This is a genomic window from Staphylococcus sp. EG-SA-14 (assembly GCF_017151935.1).
In the GTDB taxonomy this organism is placed as follows: Bacteria; Bacillota; Bacilli; order Staphylococcales; family Staphylococcaceae; genus Staphylococcus; species Staphylococcus aureus.
Genome location: NZ_JACVZM010000005.1, coordinates 111,849 through 134,633, shown reverse-complemented (window position 1 = coordinate 134,633; position 22,785 = coordinate 111,849). Strand labels below are relative to the sequence as shown.

The window sequence follows — 22,785 nt, the reverse complement described above, 5'->3', positions numbered from 1 at the left end:
ATCGACCATAATTTTTTATGTAATTCAGCTTGTTGCTGACGTTGTTTTTCAGTAATAGACATGTGATTCCTCCGCCTTTGAATAAGTATTTATCTCTTTGTGTAATAGATTTATTATAACATTTGGTGATGTTACGATGTTGAGAATTTTGATGTTGGTGGTGGAAATTTTATATTCATGAAAATTGGGGTAGGATTCATGAAACGTAAACCAAAACAGCTTAACGACGATATCGATTGATGTATCCTTTTTATAAGGTATGCGCATCAATTTACTTTTCATCGTTAAGCCGCTTCAATTATTTTTTATTATTCGTAATTATTTACTTTAAGTTAACTTCAATATCTTTAATTTGTTTGCTTTCTATGACTTCCCCCATATATTTGAATTTTAATTTAGATCTTAAATCAAGGTTATAAAAACTGCCATCTTTCAAGCTAATTTTGACCCTACCATCTTTTGAGATTGTTTTATAAAGTCCATATTTTTCGATTAGATGCTTTCTCAACTTAAAATCTAACTCTTTTAATGTTATTTTTTCTTTTTTAATATAATAAGGGTACCCTTTCACAAAAGCATCTTCACCTTTTTCCTTTGTAACATTTAATATTGGGGCACTGACAACTCCAGATGTTTTATTCGTCTGTATTACGCCACTAACAGTATAAAATATGTCGTGCTTGTCTCTTTTTTCTTGAACAAAAAACACATCTAAGCCCTTATAACTACGCTGTTGAAATCTATTTTTATCATTTCCAAGCAGCAATACTTGAATCTTCATACCTCTATACTTAAAACGCAAGTTATTTTTACCATGCTTCAAAGCACTAATATTTTTCATTTCCATAGTCTTTCCAGTGTAGTATCGGTATAATGCTTCCTTGTCATGTTTATTTACTGACTTTTGATTTTGTTTTGCATGACCTGAATGAACTTCTGTTGTTAAAGTTCCTGTTGTTAAAATTCCTAAAGCTAATGCAGCTTTAGCTATCGCTGTTAATTTCATATTGTTTTGCTCCAATCTTAATATATTGGATTGTTTTCATTACGTAATTTGAATCATACATTTTTATTATAACGTGCATCGTTTCATACGATAATTAACCTCGATTTAAATATACTTGAATTATTCTTAATGAAAAACAAATATATTTTAATGTTCAGGTTAAATGACTTTCATTATTTCATTTAGTTGTTTTACTAGATTATCGTTTACTACAACTGATGATGTTACTCTGTTCTGCTCTTTGAATTACAAAAACAACTTAACAACAGTAATGTATTTAACACAGTTCCTTATATAAGGACACAGATGTCAATTCACATTTTGTCGTTAAGTCGCTTCTTAAGCTATTATGCTATTAACTCGAACTAATTTAAATTCACTTCAATGTTTTTAATTTTCTTACTGTCCATTACATCAAACATACGTTCAAAACTTAATTTTTCACTTAAATCAATTTCATGCTTCTTTTCGTCTTTCATATTGATAACAATTCTACCTTTATCAGACGTTCCTTTATACAATCTATATTTTTCGATTAAGAGTTTTCTTATTTTAAAGTCCAGTTCCTTCAATGAAACTTCTTCCTTTTGAATAAAAAACAACTCGTTTATCGAAAAGCCATTTTTAGCATCAACTTTTTTAACTTGTAGACTTGGATTACTTACAAATCCAAACACTGATCTCACATTTTTCTTTGTTATACCGCCAACGCTATATATACCACCTTTTATATCTATTAATTCAGGTACTGCAAAGACATCAAGGCCATGTGTTTTTTCTTTATATTTATTTTTATCGTCACCAAGTAAAAATACTTTAAAAGCTTTATTTCGTTGGTTAAAGTTTAAAACGTTAGATCCATAGTAATCTTCGCTTTTAACACTAATGTTTGTTGGTTCAAAACTTTCTTCAGAATAGTATTGATGTAGCATATTGATATAATATTTGCGTTGTGTCTCATCAAGTTCTACTTTCGCGTGAACAGCTTTACTTTCTGCTGTAAACACACCTGTAGTTAATATTCCTAATGCTAATGTTGCTTTTGCTAATGCAGTCAATTTCATATTTATTTGCTCCAATCTTGATATATTGGATTGTTATTATTACGTAATTTGAACTATCTGTCTTTATTATAAGGTGCATCAAAACAGACTGACATTAACACTCATTTAAATAAACTTGAATCATTATTAATGAAAATCAAACGTATTTTAACATTCGTATTAACTGATTTTTAATAGCAACATAAATATTTTTTGGTGAATCATTGTTCTTTCAGATTAGTTTTAAATCTTAAGTTATTCATTATAAAGTGTACAAAAAAGCAGCTTAATAACGTAGTCAATGTTCGATATGTTTTTATTATTAAAACACGTATCAAAATCATTAAACATGGGATTATTAAACCGCTTCTTAAGCTTTCATTCTATATATATCATTGATTATTTCAAATTCACTTCGATGTTTTTAATTTGTTCACTATTAATGACATCTGCCATACGCTCGAAATCTAATTTATCACTTAAATCAATTTCATACTTATTTTCATCTTTCATATTAATAACAATTCTACCTTTATCAGCTGCCCCTTCATACAATTTGTATTTTTTAATTAACAGTTTTCTTATTTTGAAATCAAGTTCCTTCAATGATACTTCTTCCTTTTGAATAAAGAAAAATTCATCAATAGAAAAACCGTCTTTATCGTCTATTTTTTTAACAAGTAAGTTCGGCGTTCTTAGAGACTCAAATATTGATTTTACATTTTTCTTTGTTACACCACTAACACTAAATATTCTTCCATCTAAATCTACTAATTCCGGTACCGCAAAGACATCGAGGCCATGCGTTTTTTCTTTGTATTTATTTTCATCTTTTCCCAATAAAAACACTTGGAACTTTTGATTTTGTTGGTTAAAAAGCAAAACGTTAGAGTCATAATAACCTTGACTTTGACCACTAACATTCGTTAACTCATAACTAGGTCCTGAATAGTATTGATGTAACTTGTTTGTATCATATAAACGGTTCATTTTTTCATACTTTCCTTTTGCATTAACCGATTGATTTTCTGTTATCATTGCACTTGTTGTTAATATTCCTAATACAAATATCGCTTTAGCTATCGCTGTAAATTTCATATTCATGTGCTCCAATCTTAATATATTGGATTGCTTTTATTACGTAATTTGAATAATACACATTTATTATAAAGGGCATTGAGACAGGCTGACATTAACACTCGTTTAATTAAACTTAAATCATGGTTAATGAAGTTCTAATTAATATTCAATGGGCATCACTTTCAAGAGCAATGTAAATTTTTAGTATGCTCACTCATAACCTGCGTTATAAAACGTAAAAAAAAGCCTAACGACAAGGTTGTTTTAAATGCGCTCCTTAATGTAAGGTGTACGTATCTATTCAACATTTCATCGTTAAGCTGCTTCAAATTTATTACTTTAGAGTCATTGATTACTTACTTTAAATTTGATTAATAGTCACTGCTATATTTTGAATATCCTTACTATTCAACACATCGCCCATGTGCTCGAATTGCAATTTATCACCTAAATCAATTTCTTGCTTTTCTCCATCTTTCAAATTGAAAGTGATCTTACCGTATTTAGTCGTACCTTTATATAAACCATAATTTTTAACTAAATGTTGTCTAATTTTGAAATCAAGTTCTTTCAGTGAAACTTCTTCTTTATTAATTAAAAATGATTCAATTGATGCATCTAAATTTCCGCCATACACTTTTTTTATAAATAAAGGTGTATTAGTTTCAGAAGATTGGTTATTTTTCTTCGTTACACCACCAACAGTAGATAGTCTACCGTTTGGATCAATTAATTCTTTTACCACAAAGACATTCTGGCCTTCAAGGCCTTCTTTATATTTATCTTTATCTTTTCCTAATAAGAATAATTGGTGATTTTGATTTTCTTGGTTAAAGCGTACAACGTTAGAACCGTTATAATTTTCAACCTTACCACTAATATTACTGAATTCAAAACTTTCTGATGAGTAGTATCGATGTAAGTCTTTAATATCATATAAATGTTGTACTCTCTCTTGCTTTTCTTTTGCTTGCACTGCTTGGCCTTCTGATGTAATCACACCAGTAGTTAATAAGCCTAATGCCAATGTTGCTTTAGCTAACGTTTTTAATTTCACAGTACTATTCTCCCAATCTATTTATAAATTTTGTCTTAATATATTTTTATATGATTAATTCAATTACGTAATACGAACAATCTACTATCATTATATAAGTGAGATACTGCGCTATGAATTAACCTCTTTTTAACTATTTTTGAACCAACGTTAAGTTAGTTAATGAAATCCTAACAGTATTAATTATTTTTTATAACACAATGCTAATTTTTTAACTATTCACACTTTCCCTCAATTTAATTATGTTTTCCACATTGTTTCATGTCACGAAAAGGACAACGCGCGACTATAAGTATCAACCGTTTTTCCAAAAAATTGATCATAAACCCGCTCCTTTTTTCATCATAACAAAACAAAAAAGAAGCTAAGCAATATGTTATCGCTTAACTTCCCTACAATTACTAGTCTGCTTGTCCAAAGATTATTTATATTCTAGCTCAACATTAATTTCTTTGATTTTGGTACCATCTATCGTGTCACCCATGCGATGCGGTTGTAATTTTTTTGTAAGTTCGAAAGTATAAAACTTATCATCTTCCATTTTAACTACAATTTTACCTTTTCTATTGTTAACAGCACCATATAATTTTTCTTCTTCCATCAATTTTTTTCTTAATTTAAAGTCCAACTCTTTTAACGAGATTTCTTCTTTAGTAATTTTAAATTTACTATCTTTAGACTTTTCCGATGATTCATCAATTTTTCTTGTTACTTTAACATCGACTTCTTTACTAAATTCTTTACTATTTGTCTTACTTAAACCACCAATTGAATATTGTCTTCCATTAACAGTTTCCTCCTCGATGACTAAAAATGCATCTTGCTTATCATGCTCACCTTGAGGGTATTTTTCAATATCTTTACCAAGCAAGCCAACAAAATAATCTTTTCGATCCTTCCAAACATATACTCCTTTATCTGTCACTTTCTGTCTATACAAACCATCAAGATTTTTTAACTCTATACTTGGCTTGCTATAGTAGTATTTTAACGATTTATAATTGTGTTGACCTTGAGTTGATTCTGCCGCTTTTACTGTTTGACTTTCTGTTGTTATTACACCAGTAGCTAACAATCCCAATGCTAATGTTGCTTTAGCTATCGTTTTTAATTTCATAGTACTATTCTCCCAATCTATTTAGAAATTTGCTTATAATAATTTTCATATGATTATTTCAATTACGTAATACGAACAATCTACTATCATTATATAAGCGGAATACTAAGCTATGAATTAACCTCATTTTAACTATTCCTGAACCAATGTTAAGCTAATTAATGGAATCCTAACAGCGTTAATCTATTTTTTAAACTTAACGCTAATTTTTTAACTATTCACACTTTCCCTCAATTTAATTATGTTTTCCACATTGTTTCATGTCACTAAAGCGACATCACGCATCTATAAGTATCAACTATTTCCACAAGTTTTGATCATGAACCCGCTTCATTTTCATCTCTCCAACACAAAAAAGAAGCTAAGCAACTTATGTTGCCTAACTCCTCTATACTATCCATATTTTACTATTATCCATATTTCATTGAATTATCTAATGTTGGCTTCTATTTTTTCAATATTTCTACCGTCAATGACATCACTCATGCGATTTGTTTGTAATTTTTTATTAAGTTCAAACGTATAATAGCCGCCATCTTTCATTATCACTTTTATCTTACTATCTTTAGGAAACTTTTTATACAGATCAAAATTTTGAATTAAATACTGTCTCAATTTAAAGTCGAGTTCTTTAAGTGAAATCTCTTCTTTATAAATGTAGTGTACTCTACCGTACGTAGCAATACCGTCACCTTCATCTCTCTTGATTTGAAATCTTGGTGCGTTTATATAATCATAATAAGCGTCTTGATTTTTCTTAGTGACACCACCATATGAAAACACTGTGCCATTACGGTTTTCCGCTTCTTTAACAACAAATATGTCTAATCCCGGATTTTTGCGTGCTTTAAATCTTTCAATATCTTTACCAAATATCTGTACTCTTGTGAATTTTCTATTTTTATCAAAGATAAGGTAATGCTTGCCACCTTTGCTATAACGATAACCAGTAACATTTTTAAGTTCCTTACTTGCACCACTATAGTAATCTCTTAAGTCAAAGATATCTTTTGTCACATTTTCATATTTTGCTTCATGTTCACTCGCATTTACAGTTTGATGCGTTGATGTTATTGTTCCTGTTGCTAAAATACCTAATGCTAAACTTGCTTTCGCAATTGCTGTCATTTTCATAGTTGTATGCTCCATTCGTAATTATTAGATTTGTTCGCTTACGTCTATTGAATCATACAGCTTTATTATAATTGGCGTATTTGACCTTTCACATTAAACCATGTTTAATAATCATTGAATCATTATTAAGTAAATTAAGGAATCTATAATGTTCGTTAAATAAAACTGATTCCGTTGTGATCCACACCCGATAGATAGGGATTTACAGATAAATTCAGGACTCTTCCACGTCATATTTGGACTCATCGAAAATTCGGGTTCTCAAATCATCGAACATAACAAAAGAAGCTAAGCAACATGTAGGCCGTTGTCACTTAACTTCTTGTTTTTCCGATGACAGCTTCTATTTAGAGAATGTCATGATTATTTTATATTCACTTCAATGTTATCAATATTAGTACCATCTATGACGTCTGCCATGCGATTTTCTTGTAATTTTTTGTGTAATTCAAACGTGTACTTTCCACCGTTTTTCATTTTAATAACAATTTTACCTGAACCAACGTTACCGTACAGATTATGATTTTCAATAAGTTGTTTTCTCAATTTAAAATCAAGTTCTTTCAAGGAAATCTGTTCTTTAGTAATCTTGAATTCTGAAACATCATGAGAGATTGTACCTTTATTATCTTCCTTAGTAATTCTTACTCCTGCTTTGTGATCAACTTTTTTACTATTACTCTTTGTGATACCACCGACAGAATATTTTTCGAGATTGTAATTATTTTCTTCTAAAACGACAAATACATCGACATTCCTATGTACTCCTTCACCATATTTTTTATCATCTTTACCAACTAAAGCAATTTTATATATGAAATAATCTGGGACAACATTCATAAATCTTATTGTCGTCCATTTTTTTAAAATAATACCAATCTCATTTTTAAATTCTAAACTTGGTTTCGTATAATACGCTCTTAAATCTTTAAATTTAGGATTTATTTCTGTTGGTACTTGTTTTGTGGTTGGCGATTGTGGTGGTGATGTGTCTACATTAGACGAAGGTGGTGTTGTCGCGTTTGCTGCTTGTTGCGGTGCTTCCACTTTAGTTGAAGATGGTGTTGTCGCATTTGCTGCTTGTTGCGGTGCTTCCACTTTAGTGGAAGATGGTGTTGTCGCGTTTGCTTCTTGCGTTGTCGTTGTGATTACACCCGTTGTTAAAAGGCCTAGTGCTAAACTTGTTTTAGCAATTGTTGTTATTTTCATAGTTGTATGCTCCATTCGTAATTATTAGATTTGTTCGATTACATTCATTGAATCATACAGCTTTATTATAGATGGCGTATTGCTCCATTCACATTAAACCTTGTTTAACTATATTTGAATCATCGTTAAGTAAATTAAGAAATCCATAATGTTCGTTAAATAAAACTGATTTTGATGTGATTCAACACTTGGCACATTTGAGGATTCGTCACTTTTAAGACATAGAAATGCCACTTTTACAAACAAATGAATATTCGTCTTTTACATCATTACGCATAATAAAAGAAGCTAAGCAACATGTAAACCGTTGTCACTTAACTTCTTGTTTTACCGATGTCAGCTTCTATTTAGAGAACGTCATGATTATTTTATATTCACTTCAATTTTATCAATGTTTGTACCTTCTATGACATCTGCCATACGATGCTCTTGCAGTTTTTTGTGTAATTCAAACGTATACTTCCCACCGTTTTTCATTTTAATAACGATTGTTCCTGAACCCATGTTACCGTAAAGATTATGTTTTTCAATAAGTTGTTTTCTCAATTTAAAATCAAGCTCTTTCAAGGAAATCTCTTCCTTAGTAATCATGTATTCTGAAACATCGCGTGAAATCATACCTTGATTATCTTTTTTAGTAACGCTTAATTCTGCTTTGTGATCAACTTTTTTACTATTAGTCTTCGTGATGCCACCGACAGAATATTTTTTTAATTGATATTTATTGTCTTCTAAAACGATAAATACATCGATATTATCGTAAGGTCCATCTTTATATTTTTTCTCATCTTTTCCAACTAAAGCTATTTTATAGATGAACCTATTTGGAATAACATTCATAAACCTAACCGTCGTCCATGGTTTGAGCAAAAATCCAAACTGCTTTTCAAATTCAAAACTCGGTTTCGTGTAATACGCTCTTAAATCTTCATATTTAGGAGTCATATCTGTTTGTGCTTGTTTTATGGTTGGAGATTGTGGTGTGTCTGATTTAGTAGATTGCATTGGTTGTGGCGTGTTTGTTGATGGAGGTGTTGTCACTTTAGTTTTCGGCGTTGTGGATTCGGTTGTCGTTTGTGATTGTTCTTGTTTAGGCGCTGGCGTTGCTGATATATTAAGCGATTTCTGCTCTTCTTGTTTAGGTTGTGATATTTTTTCTATTTTGGAAGCTGAGGTTTTTTCCTCATTAGTATTTGGTGCCTTTTCGAGTTTAGGCGTGCGTTCTTGTCTTGTGTTAGCTGCTTGTGTTGTCGCTGAATTTGCACCTGCTGTTATGTTTATCATTGCTAATCGCTCTGCTTTAAGCGTTGGTACTTTGTCAACTTTAGTTGATTGTATTTTTTCTGCTTTGACCGATTGCGTCGTTACTGTAATTGCGCCTGTTGTTAAAAGCCCTAGTGCTAAACTGGTTTTAGCAATTGTTTTCATATTCATAATTGTATACTCCAATCTATATTATATTCGATTGTCTTTTTACGTAATTTGAATCATACAACATCATTATAGATGGCGTTCTAAGATAATCACATTAAACCCTTTTTAACAATTATTGAAGTATTATTAAGTAATTTAAGCAAAAAATAATGAGTGATTATGAGGTTAATATAGCGTTTCTATGTGCCTTTGAAATGATTTTTAAGCATTAAAAAGAAGTTAAGCAACGTTTGATCGTCACTTAACCTCTCTATTTCAATTTCAAATTATTTCGTCGTCAAGTATGTGTATTAAGCTTTTCTAACTTTGATTTCAATTCTATCAATATCTGTGACATTGATAACATCGGACATACGGTCTTCTTGTAACTTTTTATCCAATTCAAATGTATACTTTCCATAGTATTTCTTTTTGACGGTAATTTTCCCTGTACTCATTTCACCGTAAAGACCATAATTATCAATAAGGTATTTTCTTAATTTAAAATCAATCTCTTTCAATGACATCGCTTCTTTATCTATTTTAAATGGGAAAAAGTCATAATCATATTCACCAATATGATCTGCTTTAATAACTCTTGCTTCTGCTATTAGGTCGACAGCTTTATCGTTTGCACTCGTGATACCGCCAATGGAGTACTTTGCACCTTCAAATCTCTTATCCTCATTAACGTAAAATATATTAAGATTACGATGTACACCCGTATGATAATGTTGCTTATCTTTGCCAATTAGAGCAAGATTATTAACAGAATTACCATCTATGATATTCATAAATTTAATACTTGGTTGAATGAAACTGATATAACCTGTCACATTTTTATATTCAATACTCGGTTGAGTATAATAAGCTTTTAATTTTTTGCTATTTTCACTTATTACAATAGGTTTCTTTTCGGCATGAACTGGTTTTTCCGTTGTAGTGCTTACACCTGTTGCTAATATTCCTAATAACAAACTTATTTTTGCAATTGATTTCATTTTCATAGTTGTATGCTCCAATCTATTATAATTAGATTGTTTTATTACGTAATTTGAATCATACACCCATATTATAGGAGCTGTATTCGGATATTCACATTAACCTGTTTTTAACTATTCATAAAATATGATTAAGCTATTTAAGCAAAAGATAATGCGTGGTGCGACTGTTTGTGTGAGTTTTAGGTCGTTTTTCCCATCAAAAAAAGAAGCTAAGCAACAGTACGTCGCTTAACTTCCATAGTTTCCATAACAAGCACTATTCAACATAGCACTTTGCTGTTAGAATGTATTATTTAATTTCTACTAGAATTTTTTGTATTTGTCTGCCGTCGATTGACTCACCCATACGTTCTTTTTCAAGTTTTTGACTTAAATCGATTGTATGTGTTGTGCCATCATTCATTGTAATTGTAATTTGACCTTGTTTAAGACCATTTGAATACAAGCCGTATTGTTTAATCGCACGTTCTCGTAATCTATAATCAAGTTCTTTTAATGAGATGTCTTCTTTAAATATTAAATGATAACCTTTATAAAGATCTTCACTATCATTTTTAATTTCTAAAATTGGTGTATTAATTTGATCAAAATATGATTGTCTATTAGTTTTTGTTACGCCACCAATTGAATGATTATCAGCTTGTCTACCGTATCCTTCTCTAACGACAAATACATCTAAACCTGAGTTATCCCCATCATTCAATTTATCTTTATCAGGACCAACTAATGAAACCTTATTAAATTGACCTCTGTCTATGAACTCGAAAAAGCTTCCTTTTTCATCAGTATATTTAAACCCAGTTACTTTTTTATGTTCAAAACTTGGTCCACTATAATAAAGTTTTAAATCAGCCTCGCTTTGTTGTTTAACTTCTGTTTTCGCTTGTACTGATTGTACATTCGATGTAATTACACCTGTTGCTAACATTCCCAATGCTAAACTTGCTTTTGCTATCGCTTTAAATTTCATAATTTTTAGCCCCAATCTATTTAAATTTGATTTTTCAATTACGTAATATGAACAATCTACCTACATTATATTGAGGCGCTATCCCCTTTCAAATTAAACCTCATTTAACTAAACTTGAATCATTGTTAAGGTAATTAATAAAATACTAACTGTTATTAATCAATTCTTATCCGTCGAGACTCTTTTTTATACAAATCACACTTTATACCATTTTTATTTTAAAAACTGTAAAACTTTCAGACACAAAACAGACATCATATTGTCGTAGTACCTGATTAAAATTTTCAATGATATTAGTGATACACATCAACTAAAACGCGTCATTACGGCATTTTCAACATTAATAATATTTACGTATTTACTATACACGTCGACAATAAATACAGATTACAATTTTTTATAAAATCAAATGTTTTGAAAACCATCGAATAAGTATTATGTTATGTATATAAAGATTAGGAGATGAAGTGAATGAATATTATGTTAACAGGTGCTACAGGTCATTTAGGCACACATATTACAAATCAAGCCATTGCAAATCACATAGATCATTTTCACATTGGTGTTAGAAATGTTGAGAAAGTTCCAGAAGATTGGCGTGGAAAAGTTTCTGTTCGACAATTAGATTATTTTAATCAAGAAAGCATGGTAGAAGCATTTAAAGGAATGGATACCGTTGTGTTTATTCCAAGTATTATTCATCCATCATTCAAACGTATTCCTGAAGTGGAAAATTTAGTATATGCGGCAAAGCAAAGTGGCGTTGCTCATATCATTTTCATAGGTTATTACGCAGATCAGCATAATAATCCATTCCATATGAGTCCTTATTTTGGTTATGCAACACGTCTATTGGCAACAAGTGGCATTGACTATACCTATGTAAGAATGGCAATGTACATGGATCCACTTAAACCATATTTACCAGAATTGATGAATATGCATAAACTGATTTATCCAGCTGGTGATGGTCGTATTAATTATATTACTAGAAATGATATTGCTAGAGGTGTCATTGCTATTATTAAAAATCCAGATACTTGGGGCAAACGCTATTTATTATCAGGCTACAGTTATGATATGAAAGAACTTGCTGCAATTTTATCTGAGGCATCAGGCACAGAAATTAAATATGAGCCCGTTTCATTAGAGACATTCGCAGAAATGTACGATGAACCTAAAGGCTTTGGTGCATTATTGGCATCAATGTACGACGCAGGAGCAAGAGGACTATTAGACCAAGAATCCAATGATTTCCAACAATTAGTCAATGATCAACCACAGACACTGCAATCATTTTTACAAGAAAATATTTAATAATAAAGGAGCGTTACAGTGAATATCATCTCAACAATTTTAATCATATTTGTGGCATTAGAGTTTTTCTATATTATGTACCTTGAAACGATTGCTACAACTTCCAAAAAGACTAGCGAGACATTTAATATAAGCGTCGATAAATTGAAAGACAAAAATATTAACCTACTTTTGAAGAACCAAGGCGTATATAACGGTTTAATCGGAATTTTGCTAATATACGGTTTGTTTATCAGCAGTAATCCAAAAGAAATATGCGCAGCTATTTTAGTGTATATCATTGGCGTTGCTATTTATGGTGGCCTTTCAAGCAATATTAGTATCTTTTTCAAACAAGGTACATTGCCAGTATTGGCACTCATATCAATGCTTTGGTAAATATTGGTGTTTGGGGGTTTGGAGATGTAGTCGGAGGTTTGGAGGATTTGAGCGAATTGGGTGTGGACTTTAGACTCAGAGTATTTCAACCTAATTATTTCAAGCAGAGGTGACAGTAGCGTTGCCTCTGTTTCCTTATAGAAAAATGATTTAATGAAGAAAACCCATATCTGTTTTAATTTTTAGCTGATAAATACTCCATATATTAGAATGGCTACTTTATCTATTGCATCAATCCTTTAAAACAAAAAAACCATGATTTCGAAATTCCCGTATGGTGGGGTTCCTACTCTCATGGATCAGTTAAATAAATATTATCACTATAAGTTTATTATTTCAATATTATTAACAATATATGTAGTCGTAAAAGGAAAGAGGACATGAGAACTTCGGTGTTGATTGGCATTGCATAATGCTTTTAAACAAATAATTTGGTAACAATAAGAAACGATTTACACAAAGGTAATTGTATAGTAAAATTATTTTATAAGACTTTAATTGAATTGTACAAGGAGTGAATATCATGGTACCAGAAGAAAAAGGTTCTATTACTTTGTCAAAAGAAGCAGTTATCATATTTGCAACTGCAAAATTCAAACCATTTCATAATAGAATTAAAAATAACCCCCAAAAAACAAATCCATTTCTTAAATTACATGAAAACAAAAAATCTTAATCACTTTATTTATAGCATTTCTAATCTCAGAAATGCTATAAAGGACAACGCCCTCTTTCATAACTATATAAGTCAAGAAACCAAGACATTTCAAACATCTTTAAACCCTTCAATAGCACATTCCCTAAAACATAAAGCAATAACAATGAACGATCAAAATTCCTTACGTACTTATGATGTGTCAGTGAATCGTCTACACTTAATTGAACAAATTCTATGAGAATAGATATTGTTAAATTAAGAAAGTAGTCAATTTTATTATGACAAAAGAAAGAAGAACATTTAGTTCAGAGTTTAAGTTACAAATGGTTAGATTATATAAAAATGGTAAGCTTAAGAATGAAATTATACGAAAGTATGATTTAAAACCCTCAATTATCTCAAATTCGATAAAACAACACCAAAATACTGGACCCTTCAATCATCAAGATAATTTAAAAAGTGATGAAAAAGAGTTAATAAAATTACGCAAAGAAGTTCAACATTTAAAAATGGAACATGATGTTTTAAAGCAAATTTTAAAGTTGATTTAGAAACTGAACTTTTTAAAGATACATTACTTGAAGATTCTAATTTATCTGATTATATAAAGAACCAACTTCCAACGATATGGAGAGACTAAGAAATAGTTTAAATTTATTTAATTTCAATAAAAACTCATAATAATATTTAAGTAAGTTAGATTGCTTTTAGCATTAGGAATTCGCTTATAATTAGATGTTCAATATAGACTTTTTTACACATACATGAACTATAAAAAGCGAATAAATAGCAGGTCATTGCGAAATTTGCTAAATACAAAATTGATGAGTTCCACCTAATAAAAATTGTTGGTTTTATAGTAACATCTATTTTCGTACCATTCATGTTAATTTCAGTGCTAATAATGCTGATATAAAGAAGAATAAATTGATTAGGAGAACACTATTTAATGTCTAAAAATATCAATCAAGCAAATAGTAAATTAAATACGTCAAACAAAAAACTAAAACAAGCTTATTCAAAATCCGATAGTAAAAACATGAAAGTTATATACATGCCTCATTGGCTAGAGTTTTATTCAATTGCTATACATAGCGATGTTACAAGCAATAAAAAAAGATATTATAAATCATATAGTAGAGGAACAGTGGTATATGTAAAACTAGGGAGTAATATTGGAAGTGAGTTTTCTGGTAATCATTTTTGTGTAATATTAGATAACAAAGACAATAAAGGAAAAGAAACAGTTACAATAGTTCCACTTTCTTCCAAAGGTAATAAAAATTATTTGAAGTTAAACGAATCGGTGCTAAATCTAACAGCAACAGATTTAAAAAAACAGATTATCGATATCAGTAGTAAAGTACAAGCATTAGCCCAAAAATATAGAGAAATTGACATTAAACTTAGCACAGAAGATAAAAAGCTTTTGTCTAACTTAAATCAAAAAGCTAATGAACTGTATAGAGTGATAGGTGTTTATTCCAAGCACAAAGGGAAAGATACATACGTTAATATATCAGCAATTACAACAATAAGCAAAAGACGTATAAGCAAAATAAATGATTCTGATCCTACTGGAACGATAATAATTTCAGAAGATGACATGAATGAAATCGAAAAGCAATTAAAGATAAAGTTCTTTTCTAATTGCATTGTAATATTACATCTGATATAATTGATTTACAAATTCCCGGTAACCATTCCGGCTTCATTCTCTTGAAGAATGACATATTCTCAGCGTTTTAGCTGAAGGTCAGATGATACGTCATCTGGCCTCTTTTTTTATATAAATGCCCTTTAAGTGAAATATACAACAATCTGCAATCAATATTAGACATCACAAAACACACAATAAATTACACAATGTGTTATAAGCCACATGTCACTATTATCGCAGCTAGCTGCGTCACTCAAAACGAATACGGAACGCGTTGGTTATTTCAATCATAATATTACTCTGCAAATACACAGCCCTGTAACCGAGTAAATGGATAGAGATTTGAACAAATGAAAACAATCAACTAATGGAAAGGATAAAATATTATGCACAACAATAATGAATTCAACAAAAAACTGAAAGATTTTATAGGTAGCGATAAACGGATGGCTTTAGTAAAGGGTTATGTTAACGAGTATAAATTAACAACTGTTTTAAGAGCTTTAAATAATTCCGATTACACAAAAGGGACGATACACACTCGTTCAATAGGCAACCTAAAACAAATAGTAGATAATCGAATTATTCCTAAAAATATAACTCAAAACACAATCTTCAAATTGAGTAATTTAACCTTAGAGGTTAACCTCTATGAAAGAAACACAATTTATCACGGAGACTTTGCTATTTACTATCCTGTAGAATCTGCTCTAATAATAGAAACAGATACTCCTAGGCTAATTAATCATATAAATAACAACCCAGTCCAAAAAATATTTATAATAACAACAAATGACTGGAGCTTTAATACACTTGAATTAGAAAAAATAGTAGACGAAACTATAATTTATGATTTAAAACAAGAAGATCCTAAACAATATGAAATTTTATATAAAAATAAACACGGAAAATTGCCTTATTGATGAATTAAAACGCAAACTTAGAACACCTTACCCCTTTTCCGTCCTTATTGTAATTTTCCAACTACTCAAATTAAAAACCACCCGTGCAAACAGGTGGTTTTATTATATATAATTATTCCCACTCAATTGTGCTTGGTGGTTTTGATGTAATGTCATAGACTACGCGGTTAACGTGGTCTACTTCGTTTACGATACGACTTGAAATCTTTTGTAAGACTTCCCAATCGATGCGTGCAAAATCACTTGTCATGCCGTCGATAGATGTTACTGCACGGATACCTACTGTGTGATCATACGTACGGTAGTCTCCCATAACACCTACTGATTGAATGTTTGGTAACACTGTGAAGTATTGCCAAATTTCTCTTTCAAGACCTTCTTCTCTAATCACTTGGCGTAAAATTGCGTCTGATTCTCTAACGATTTCTAGTTTATCTTCAGTAATTTCTCCAAGTACACGAATACCAAGACCAGGTCCTGGGAATGGTTGTCTCCATACTAAATGTTCTGGAATACCTAATTCAATACCTAATTTACGTACCTCATCTTTAAACAATGTATTGATTGGTTCGATTAATTCGAATTCCATGTCTTCTGGTAATCCACCAACATTGTGATGTGATTTGATTGTTTGTGCTGTCTTGGTACCTGATTCGATAACGTCTGTATAAAGTGTTCCTTGCGCAAGGAAGTCTACACCTTTCAGTTTTGATGCTTCATCATCAAATACATATACAAATTCATTACCAATGATTTTACGTTTTTGTTCAGGATCAGAAACACCTTTTAATTTATTCATAAAGCGATCTTTCGCATTAACACGAATAATATTCATGTTGAAACCTTCACCGAATTGTTCCATAACCATGTCGCCTTCACCTTTACGAAGTAAGCCATGGTCTACAAAGATACATGTTAGTTGATCACCTATTGCTTTATGCAATAGTACAGCTACAACAGATGAATCTACGCCGCCACTCATCGCACATAATACACGACGGTCTCCTACGCGTTGACGAATCTTTTCAATTTCGATTTCGATAAAGTTTTCCATTGTCCATTGACCTTTACAATCACAAACACGACGGACAAAATTATTTAATAAATCATTACCATATTCTGTATGACGTACTTCTGGATGGAATTGAACACCATAAATGCGACGTTTCTTATCTTCGATTGCTGCATAGTCTGTACTTGGGCTATCAGCGATAACTTCAAAGCCTTCTGGAATTTCAATAACTTTATCAGAATGACTCATCCAAACAGTTTGTTCTGCTGGTAAGCCAGCGAATAACTCATCTGACTTCGCATTAATGATTGCTTTACCGTATTCACGTTCATTGGCACGTTCAACTTTACCACCTAATAATTTAGTAGTTAATTGCATGCCGTAACAAATACCAAGTACTGGAATTCCTAAATTATATATTTCCGGATCAATTGTAAATGAACCTTCTTCATAAACTGAATTTGGACCACCTGATAAGATAATACCTTTTGGATTCATTTTCTTAATTTCTTCAATTGAAATTTCATGATCGTGTAATTCACTATAAACGCCCATTTCACGAATTCGGCGTGTAATTAATTGGTTGTATTGGCTACCAAAGTCTAAGACAAGGATTAACTCTTGTTCTTTTGCCATTTCCATATTTGTCGTTCTCCTTTATCTTAATTAGAATGAGTAGTTCGGTGATTCTTTCGTAATTTGAATATTATGTGGGTGACTTTCTGCTAAACCAGCAGGGCCCATACGTGTGAATTGTGCTTCTTCGCGTAATTCTCTTAAATCGTGTGAACCAGTATAACCCATACCAGCACGCACACCGCCCATTAATTGGTAAATTGTATCTTGTAACGCACCTTTATATGCCGTACGTCCTTCGATACCTTCAGGAACAAATTTCTTAGGCGCTTTGTCCTCTTGGAAGTAACGGTCGTTTGAACCTTTTTCCATCGCACCTAAAGAGCCCATACCACGGTATACTTTATATTGTCTACCTTGGAAAATTTCTGTTGCGCCTGGACTTTCTTCAGTACCTGCTAATAAGCTACCTAACATAACCGCATGTCCACCAGCAGCTAATGCTTTAATGATATCTCCTGAGAATTTAATACCACCATCAGCAATGATAGCTTTACCATGTTTGCGTGCTTCAGTTGCACAATCATAAATTGCTGTAATTTGTGGTACACCAACACCTGCTACAACACGCGTCGTACAAATTGAACCTGGGCCAATACCAACTTTAACAATGTCTGCACCCGCTTCAAATAAATCTTTTGTTGCTTCTGCAGTTGCTACGTTACCAGCTACTAATGTGATTTCTGGGTAAGTCTTCTTAATATGTTTCACTTGATCGATAACGCCTTTAGAGTGACCATGTGCTGTATCGATAACTAAGACATCCACACCTGCTTCGACTAATTTTTGAGCACGAATATCAGTGTCTTTTGAAATACCGATTGCTGCGGCTACAAGTAGACGACCATGTTCATCTTTTGCTGCATTAGGGAATTCGATAACTTTTTCAATATCTTTAATAGTAATAAGACCTTCTAGACGTCCGTCTTTAACTAATGGTAACTTTTCAATCTTATGTTTTTGGAGAATTTTTTCTGCTTCTTCAAGTGTTGTATTCACTGGAGCTGTAATTAAATTTTCTTGCGTCATTACATCTACAATTTTAATTGAGAAGTCTTCAATAAAACGTAAGTCGCGGTTTGTTAAAATACCTACTAAGTTGCGATCTTCTTTATTATCAACAATTGGTACACCTGAAATACGGTATTTACCCATTAATGCTTCTGCTTCATAAACGCTTTCTTCTGGCGTTAAGAAAAATGGGTTTGAAATGACACCATTTTCTGAGCGTTTTACTTTTTGAACTTCGTCCGCTTGTTCTTCAACGCCCATATTTTTATGAATAACACCTAAACCACCTTGACGAGCCATAGCAATCGCCATTTTAGATTCAGTTACTGTATCCATACCAGCAGAAATAACTGGAATATTTAATTTAACTTTGTCTGATAATTGTACGCTTAAATCAACGTCTTTCGGTAAAATATCAGATTGTGCTGGAATTAATAACACATCATCAAACGTTAATGATTCTTTTGCAAATTTACTTTCCCACATTAAAAACAGCCTCCATTTTTCAAATTAATTAGTTATATTATTTCACATTTTCTTCCGTTTGTTTATACTTTATTCCATTAAAAAAGAAATTAAGAATAATTGCAGAGATTGCGCCTAAAACAATTCCGTTTTGAGTCAACCATGCAAATTGTTCACCTAAACCTTTAAATGCTTGTGGTACAGCGCTTATACCAGTACCTAATCCTACTGATACAGCGATAATTAATAAATTGTTTTGATTTTTAAAATCGATATGTCCTAATATACTAACACCATATGCCATTACCATGCCAAACATAGCTATCATCGCACCACCTAACACAGGTAGCGGTATGATATTTGCTAATGCACCAAGCTTAGGTATACAACCACATATAAGTAATAACACGACCATGCCGTATATAACATTATTTTTCTTAGCGCCGGATAAAGAAACAAGTCCTACATTTTGCGAATAGGCTGTATACGGAAATGAATTGAATATAGAACCTAACACTATCGCTAGACCTTCCGCAGTATAACCTTTACGAAAATCTTTTCTTTCTAACTTCTTACCGGTAATTTCACTTAACGCATGATAGACACCTGTCGACTCAATTAAACTAACGATAGCTACAATAAAGAACACTAACGTCGATGTCACATCAAAGCTAAATCCAGAGAATCTAAACGGCACTGGGATGCCTAACCAACCGGCATGATTGACTTGATTAATATCGACCATCCCAAGTAAGCCAGCACCTATCGTTCCTAAAACGAGTCCAATTAATATGGCAATACTCTTAATAAATCCAGTTGTGAATCTTTGTAAAACAAGAATAATGATTAATGTCATTAAACCTAACAAAATGTTCTTAACATCTCCATAGTCCTTTGCACCTTGACCTCCAGCTAAGTAATTCATTGCTACTGGCATTAAATTGATACCAATGATAGTAACAACACTACCCGTTACTACTGGTGGGAAGAATTTTACAAGATGTGAAAAGAAAGGCGCGATGATAATAACTAATATCCCTGATAAAAATAGCGAACCATAAAGTACATCTATTCCTTTCGTTTGACCAATTAAAATCATGGGCGCAACAGCCGTGAATGTACATCCAAGAACGATTGGTAATCCTGTTCCTGTTACTTTATTGGCTTGTAAAAATGTGGCAACCCCACACATAAATATATCTACTGTAACTAAGTAAGCGATTTGTTCAGGTGTAAACTTCAAACTTGTACCAACAATGATTGGAACTAAGATGGCACCTGCGTACATAGCTAAAAGATGTTGAACACTTAGGATTAAATTTTTCATTATTCTTCTCCCACCAATGTCACTTTGTTTCCTTCTAGTGAAGCAACCTTGCAGAGAGAAGAAACTGTTAAACCTGCTTCTTCTAAACGTTGATGCCCATTTTGGAAACTCTTTTCAACAACAATACCAATACCAGCTGTCTTAGCATTCGCTTGCTGTGCGATATCGTATAATCCTAATGAAGCATCACCATTTGCTAAAAAGTCATCGATGATGAGTACAGTATCTTCTTCTGATAAAAATTCTTTTGAAACAATGACCGTACTTGTTTTATTTTTAGTAAATGAATGAATAGATGTTTCATAATAACCATCCGTCAAAGTGCTAGGTTTTGCTTTTTTCGCAAATAAACATGGCACATCAAAATGCAGTGCAGCCATGATTGCAGGTGCGATACCGGAAGCTTCAATGGTTAAGATTTTAGTAATCCCTTTATCTTTAAATTGCTCGTAAAAAGTGCGACCAACTTCATTCATTAACTTTGCATCAATTTGATGATTTAAAAATCCATCGACTTTTAAAATCTTCTCATCAATGACAACGCCGTCTTCCTTTACTTTTTGTCCTAGTAACTCCACTCTTAAAACCTCCTCAGATTTGTGTGAAACATTTTGCTCTTAAATTGGTGCTAGATACAAAAAAATCCCCAAACTAAATAATAGTTTCAGGGTTTATGAGTGAACGAACATGCATAACGAATTTGTCATGCAATCAATGTAAAAGAAGTTTCATCAAATAAACTGTGACCATCATGTAAAATGATATAAATCACCCACCATGGTTACAATTTAATGGCTGAAGCTACTCCTAGTATTGTGTTGTTACTCATAGTCATGTCGTTCAAGGCAACATGGTAGAAACTTCTAAAGCCATATTCTTTAGATTATATGAGTTTATGTAAATTATTTAACGATAATAGCAAATTTTCGGCATTTTTTCAATAACTGCTTAGGTAATCTTTTAATAGTTTTATAAATGTACAGAGACGTTTAATGCGAATGAAGACTTATAACTTAATAATGTAAGGGTTTTACTTTATAATAAGAAGGGTAAAAGATTAAATAAACAAATTTTTAAAGGGGCGACAACTATGGCAGATATTACTGTAGTAAATGACACTGGCGAATTATACAACGTAATCAATCAAAAGAAATCTGAAGGTTATTTAGAATCAGAGCTAACAATTATTAGTAAAAGTAAATTACACCTAAATGACTTACACGACTCTGAAATCTCCCTTATCTCAACAAGTGGAACATTTAGTGATAGAATGACTAAACTGTTAACAGGAGAAGATGGTGAACATGCAGTTTTATCACGCTACAACTTAGCGCCTGATGAATTAGAAAAATATAAACAACTTATTTTAGACGATAAAATGTTAGTTGTAGCGGTTCGTGACAAATCATCACATCAAGAAGTGCATGAAAATAATTCAGCTTATGAAGAGATTGATATTACACATTTTGCTGAAGCATCTAAAGGTCCCAAAGCTTAGTTATCACACTGAATTCAAAATGAGATTACTGTACTGTCTAATTTAAGATAGTGCAGTTTTTTATACCATTTAAAAGTTTATGAACAGTCTTTTACAGCAGGCGATTATGCTATAATATTATTTAAATTGGGGAGGTGTTCTTATGGAATTTAAAACCATTCAATCTGTCAAAGATCCACATTACAACGAAGCACTTAAACTATACGATACTAAGTTAAATTTATCTTTAACTGAAGATAAACGTATCATCAAACGCTCATTAGAAAACAACAAAACCGAAAACGATTATGTCTTTATCGTAGGCTTAGAAAACGATGTTGTTGTCAGTCTAGCAACTGCACATTATGAAGCCACAACCAATTCAGCATTTTTAATTTATTTATTCGCAAAAGACCTACCCAACCATGATGAGTTAATGACGCAAACATTACATCAAATTGAACATGAACTAAACTTATTATCAAACCTTGTTCATTCTAGAAGTATTAACTTTTTAATGATGGAAGTCCCTAAAGAACCTGCAGATTTAACACAAGATAACGGCCTCATTATTGAACACCGTAGACAGTTTTTATACGAACATCAATTTGAAAGACAAACTGAAATTGATTACATTCATCCAACTAATGATGGTCACACTAAAAAAGTGGACTTATTTTTAAAGAAAAATATTAAACTGACAAAGGATATCTACGGTACAAGTGTTAAATCAAATTATATTTTGAAGTATGTATTTGCCAATGGTATCGCACGTGAAATTATTTATGCTTTATTAGAAGAAATGGATTTACGTAAACCATTTTAAACAAACTTGAAATCACTAACAATAACGTTTAAACTATGTATGAAGCAAGACTGACGTTTCAC

23 protein-coding genes, 1 pseudogene and 1 riboswitch are annotated in these 22,785 nt (G+C 31.6%); of the genes and pseudogenes, 9 read left to right on the top strand and 15 right to left on the bottom strand.

What is annotated here, in order from left to right; translation table 11 throughout:
* Positions 1-138: 138 nt before the first annotated feature.
* Positions 139-240: pseudogene (locus IDG63_RS05475) on the top strand (hypothetical protein); the annotation flags it as partial.
* A gap of 82 nt (positions 241-322) precedes the next feature.
* Here IDG63_RS05475 and IDG63_RS05470 read toward each other — a convergent pair.
* The 11 genes from IDG63_RS05470 to IDG63_RS05420 all read right to left on the bottom strand — a co-directional run bounded on the left by IDG63_RS05470 (position 323) and on the right by IDG63_RS05420 (position 11,033).
* Positions 323-1,006, bottom strand: coding sequence for a superantigen-like protein SSL10 (locus tag IDG63_RS05470; protein ID WP_000778479.1), 684 nt, complete (start codon positions 1,004-1,006; stop codon positions 323-325).
* 365 nt (positions 1,007-1,371) lie between these two features.
* Complete coding sequence (locus IDG63_RS05465; RefSeq protein ID WP_000778499.1) at positions 1,372-2,070, bottom strand: superantigen-like protein SSL9; 699 nt, start codon at positions 2,068-2,070, stop codon at positions 1,372-1,374.
* A 378-nt stretch (positions 2,071-2,448) separates the two neighbouring features.
* The gene (locus IDG63_RS05460; RefSeq protein ID WP_000673028.1) at positions 2,449-3,147 is read right to left on the bottom strand and encodes a superantigen-like protein SSL8; all 699 of its coding nucleotides are present in this window, start codon (positions 3,145-3,147) and stop codon (positions 2,449-2,451) included.
* A gap of 343 nt (positions 3,148-3,490) precedes the next feature.
* Positions 3,491-4,186, bottom strand: a complete 696-nt coding sequence (locus tag IDG63_RS05455) for a superantigen-like protein SSL7 (RefSeq protein ID WP_000769835.1) — start codon at positions 4,184-4,186, stop codon at positions 3,491-3,493.
* A 421-nt stretch (positions 4,187-4,607) separates the two neighbouring features.
* A complete protein-coding gene (locus tag IDG63_RS05450) occupies positions 4,608-5,303 on the bottom strand; it encodes a superantigen-like protein SSL6 (protein ID WP_000769804.1) in 696 nt (231 codons plus the stop codon).
* Between the two features lie 429 nt (positions 5,304-5,732).
* The gene (locus tag IDG63_RS05445) at positions 5,733-6,437 is read right to left on the bottom strand and encodes a superantigen-like protein SSL5 (protein ID WP_000784251.1); all 705 of its coding nucleotides are present in this window, start codon (positions 6,435-6,437) and stop codon (positions 5,733-5,735) included.
* Positions 6,438-6,800: 363 nt separating this feature from the next.
* Complete coding sequence (locus IDG63_RS05440; RefSeq protein WP_000705655.1) at positions 6,801-7,646, bottom strand: superantigen-like protein SSL4; 846 nt, start codon at positions 7,644-7,646, stop codon at positions 6,801-6,803.
* A 108-nt stretch (positions 7,647-7,754) separates the two neighbouring features.
* Entirely contained in the window at positions 7,755-7,892 is a 138-nt protein-coding gene (locus IDG63_RS05435) for a hypothetical protein (protein WP_001792090.1), read from the bottom strand.
* A 117-nt stretch (positions 7,893-8,009) separates the two neighbouring features.
* Entirely contained in the window at positions 8,010-9,080 is a 1,071-nt protein-coding gene (locus IDG63_RS05430; RefSeq protein ID WP_001056483.1) for a superantigen-like protein SSL3, read from the bottom strand.
* A gap of 290 nt (positions 9,081-9,370) precedes the next feature.
* Entirely contained in the window at positions 9,371-10,066 is a 696-nt protein-coding gene (locus IDG63_RS05425) for a superantigen-like protein SSL2 (RefSeq protein ID WP_000782827.1), read from the bottom strand.
* A 286-nt stretch (positions 10,067-10,352) separates the two neighbouring features.
* Positions 10,353-11,033 carry a superantigen-like protein SSL1 gene (locus IDG63_RS05420; RefSeq protein ID WP_000669012.1) on the bottom strand — a complete coding sequence of 227 codons (681 nt, stop codon included), beginning with the start codon at positions 11,031-11,033 and terminating at the stop codon, positions 10,353-10,355.
* A 471-nt stretch (positions 11,034-11,504) separates the two neighbouring features.
* Between IDG63_RS05420 and IDG63_RS05415 the strand changes: the two genes are divergently transcribed.
* The 6 genes from IDG63_RS05415 (at position 11,505) to IDG63_RS05390 (ending at position 15,969) form a co-directional block, all read left to right on the top strand.
* Entirely contained in the window at positions 11,505-12,350 is an 846-nt protein-coding gene (locus IDG63_RS05415) for an SDR family oxidoreductase (protein WP_001024391.1), read from the top strand.
* An 18-nt stretch (positions 12,351-12,368) separates the two neighbouring features.
* Positions 12,369-12,728, top strand: coding sequence for a DUF1304 domain-containing protein (locus IDG63_RS05410; RefSeq protein WP_001021621.1), 360 nt, complete (start codon positions 12,369-12,371; stop codon positions 12,726-12,728).
* Positions 12,729-13,251: 523 nt separating this feature from the next.
* Positions 13,252-13,404, top strand: coding sequence for a hypothetical protein (locus tag IDG63_RS05405; RefSeq protein ID WP_000248850.1), 153 nt, complete (start codon positions 13,252-13,254; stop codon positions 13,402-13,404).
* A 260-nt stretch (positions 13,405-13,664) separates the two neighbouring features.
* Positions 13,665-13,937: a transposase gene (locus tag IDG63_RS05400; RefSeq protein WP_000159787.1), complete on the top strand. Its 273-nt coding sequence runs from the start codon at positions 13,665-13,667 to the stop codon at positions 13,935-13,937.
* Between the two features lie 398 nt (positions 13,938-14,335).
* A complete protein-coding gene (locus IDG63_RS05395) occupies positions 14,336-15,064 on the top strand; it encodes a type II toxin-antitoxin system PemK/MazF family toxin (RefSeq protein ID WP_000041884.1) in 729 nt (242 codons plus the stop codon).
* Between the two features lie 368 nt (positions 15,065-15,432).
* The gene (locus tag IDG63_RS05390; RefSeq protein ID WP_000551776.1) at positions 15,433-15,969 is read left to right on the top strand and encodes a hypothetical protein; all 537 of its coding nucleotides are present in this window, start codon (positions 15,433-15,435) and stop codon (positions 15,967-15,969) included.
* Positions 15,970-16,081: 112 nt separating this feature from the next.
* On the opposite strand, the gene guaA is transcribed toward IDG63_RS05390, so the two are convergent.
* From guaA to xpt, 4 genes are read right to left on the bottom strand one after another with little or no spacing between them, the layout of a single operon-like run.
* Positions 16,082-17,623 (bottom strand): glutamine-hydrolyzing GMP synthase, encoded by a 1,542-nt coding sequence (guaA, locus tag IDG63_RS05385; protein WP_000424963.1) that lies wholly within the window; start codon positions 17,621-17,623, stop codon positions 16,082-16,084.
* A gap of 24 nt (positions 17,624-17,647) precedes the next feature.
* Positions 17,648-19,114, bottom strand: coding sequence for an IMP dehydrogenase (guaB, locus tag IDG63_RS05380; protein WP_000264071.1), 1,467 nt, complete (start codon positions 19,112-19,114; stop codon positions 17,648-17,650).
* A gap of 37 nt (positions 19,115-19,151) precedes the next feature.
* Positions 19,152-20,420, bottom strand: a complete 1,269-nt coding sequence (pbuX, locus tag IDG63_RS05375; RefSeq protein WP_000793023.1) for a xanthine permease PbuX — start codon at positions 20,418-20,420, stop codon at positions 19,152-19,154.
* Complete coding sequence (gene xpt / locus IDG63_RS05370; RefSeq protein WP_000421410.1) at positions 20,420-20,998, bottom strand: xanthine phosphoribosyltransferase; 579 nt, start codon at positions 20,996-20,998, stop codon at positions 20,420-20,422. Before xpt ends, pbuX begins: the two co-directional genes overlap by 1 nt.
* 230 nt (positions 20,999-21,228) lie before the next feature.
* A riboswitch (purine riboswitch) is annotated at positions 21,229-21,331 on the bottom strand.
* Positions 21,332-21,510: 179 nt separating this feature from the next.
* On the opposite strand from xpt, the gene IDG63_RS05365 reads away from it, so the two are divergent.
* Positions 21,511-21,918 (top strand): general stress protein, encoded by a 408-nt coding sequence (locus IDG63_RS05365; RefSeq protein WP_000763768.1) that lies wholly within the window; start codon positions 21,511-21,513, stop codon positions 21,916-21,918.
* Positions 21,919-22,060: 142 nt separating this feature from the next.
* Entirely contained in the window at positions 22,061-22,723 is a 663-nt protein-coding gene (locus IDG63_RS05360) for a hypothetical protein (protein ID WP_000394698.1), read from the top strand.
* Positions 22,724-22,785: the final 62 nt, after the last annotated feature.

What these genes read in the sequence shown, in the direction of transcription:
- IDG63_RS05470 (WP_000778479.1), bottom strand. Translation starts at nt 1,006, where the DNA reads ATGAAATTAACAGCGATAGCTAAAGCTGCATTAGCTTTAGGAATTTTA.
- IDG63_RS05465 (WP_000778499.1), bottom strand. Translation starts at nt 2,070, where the DNA reads ATGAAATTGACTGCATTAGCAAAAGCAACATTAGCATTAGGAATATTA.
- IDG63_RS05460 (WP_000673028.1), bottom strand. Translation starts at nt 3,147, where the DNA reads ATGAAATTTACAGCGATAGCTAAAGCGATATTTGTATTAGGAATATTA.
- IDG63_RS05450 (WP_000769804.1), bottom strand. Translation starts at nt 5,303, where the DNA reads ATGAAATTAAAAACGATAGCTAAAGCAACATTAGCATTGGGATTGTTA.
- IDG63_RS05445 (WP_000784251.1), bottom strand. Translation starts at nt 6,437, where the DNA reads ATGAAAATGACAGCAATTGCGAAAGCAAGTTTAGCATTAGGTATTTTA.
- IDG63_RS05440 (WP_000705655.1), bottom strand. Translation starts at nt 7,646, where the DNA reads ATGAAAATAACAACAATTGCTAAAACAAGTTTAGCACTAGGCCTTTTA.
- IDG63_RS05430 (WP_001056483.1), bottom strand. Translation starts at nt 9,080, where the DNA reads ATGAATATGAAAACAATTGCTAAAACCAGTTTAGCACTAGGGCTTTTA.
- IDG63_RS05425 (WP_000782827.1), bottom strand. Translation starts at nt 10,066, where the DNA reads ATGAAAATGAAATCAATTGCAAAAATAAGTTTGTTATTAGGAATATTA.
- IDG63_RS05420 (WP_000669012.1), bottom strand. Translation starts at nt 11,033, where the DNA reads ATGAAATTTAAAGCGATAGCAAAAGCAAGTTTAGCATTGGGAATGTTA.
- IDG63_RS05415 (WP_001024391.1), top strand. Translation starts at nt 11,505, where the DNA reads ATGAATATTATGTTAACAGGTGCTACAGGTCATTTAGGCACACATATT.
- IDG63_RS05405 (WP_000248850.1), top strand. Translation starts at nt 13,252, where the DNA reads ATGGTACCAGAAGAAAAAGGTTCTATTACTTTGTCAAAAGAAGCAGTT.
- IDG63_RS05400 (WP_000159787.1), top strand. Translation starts at nt 13,665, where the DNA reads ATGACAAAAGAAAGAAGAACATTTAGTTCAGAGTTTAAGTTACAAATG.
- IDG63_RS05395 (WP_000041884.1), top strand. Translation starts at nt 14,336, where the DNA reads ATGTCTAAAAATATCAATCAAGCAAATAGTAAATTAAATACGTCAAAC.
- IDG63_RS05390 (WP_000551776.1), top strand. Translation starts at nt 15,433, where the DNA reads ATGCACAACAATAATGAATTCAACAAAAAACTGAAAGATTTTATAGGT.
- guaA (WP_000424963.1), bottom strand. Translation starts at nt 17,623, where the DNA reads ATGGAAATGGCAAAAGAACAAGAGTTAATCCTTGTCTTAGACTTTGGT.
- guaB (WP_000264071.1), bottom strand. Translation starts at nt 19,114, where the DNA reads ATGTGGGAAAGTAAATTTGCAAAAGAATCATTAACGTTTGATGATGTG.
- pbuX (WP_000793023.1), bottom strand. Translation starts at nt 20,420, where the DNA reads ATGAAAAATTTAATCCTAAGTGTTCAACATCTTTTAGCTATGTACGCA.
- IDG63_RS05365 (WP_000763768.1), top strand. Translation starts at nt 21,511, where the DNA reads ATGGCAGATATTACTGTAGTAAATGACACTGGCGAATTATACAACGTA.
- IDG63_RS05360 (WP_000394698.1), top strand. Translation starts at nt 22,061, where the DNA reads ATGGAATTTAAAACCATTCAATCTGTCAAAGATCCACATTACAACGAA.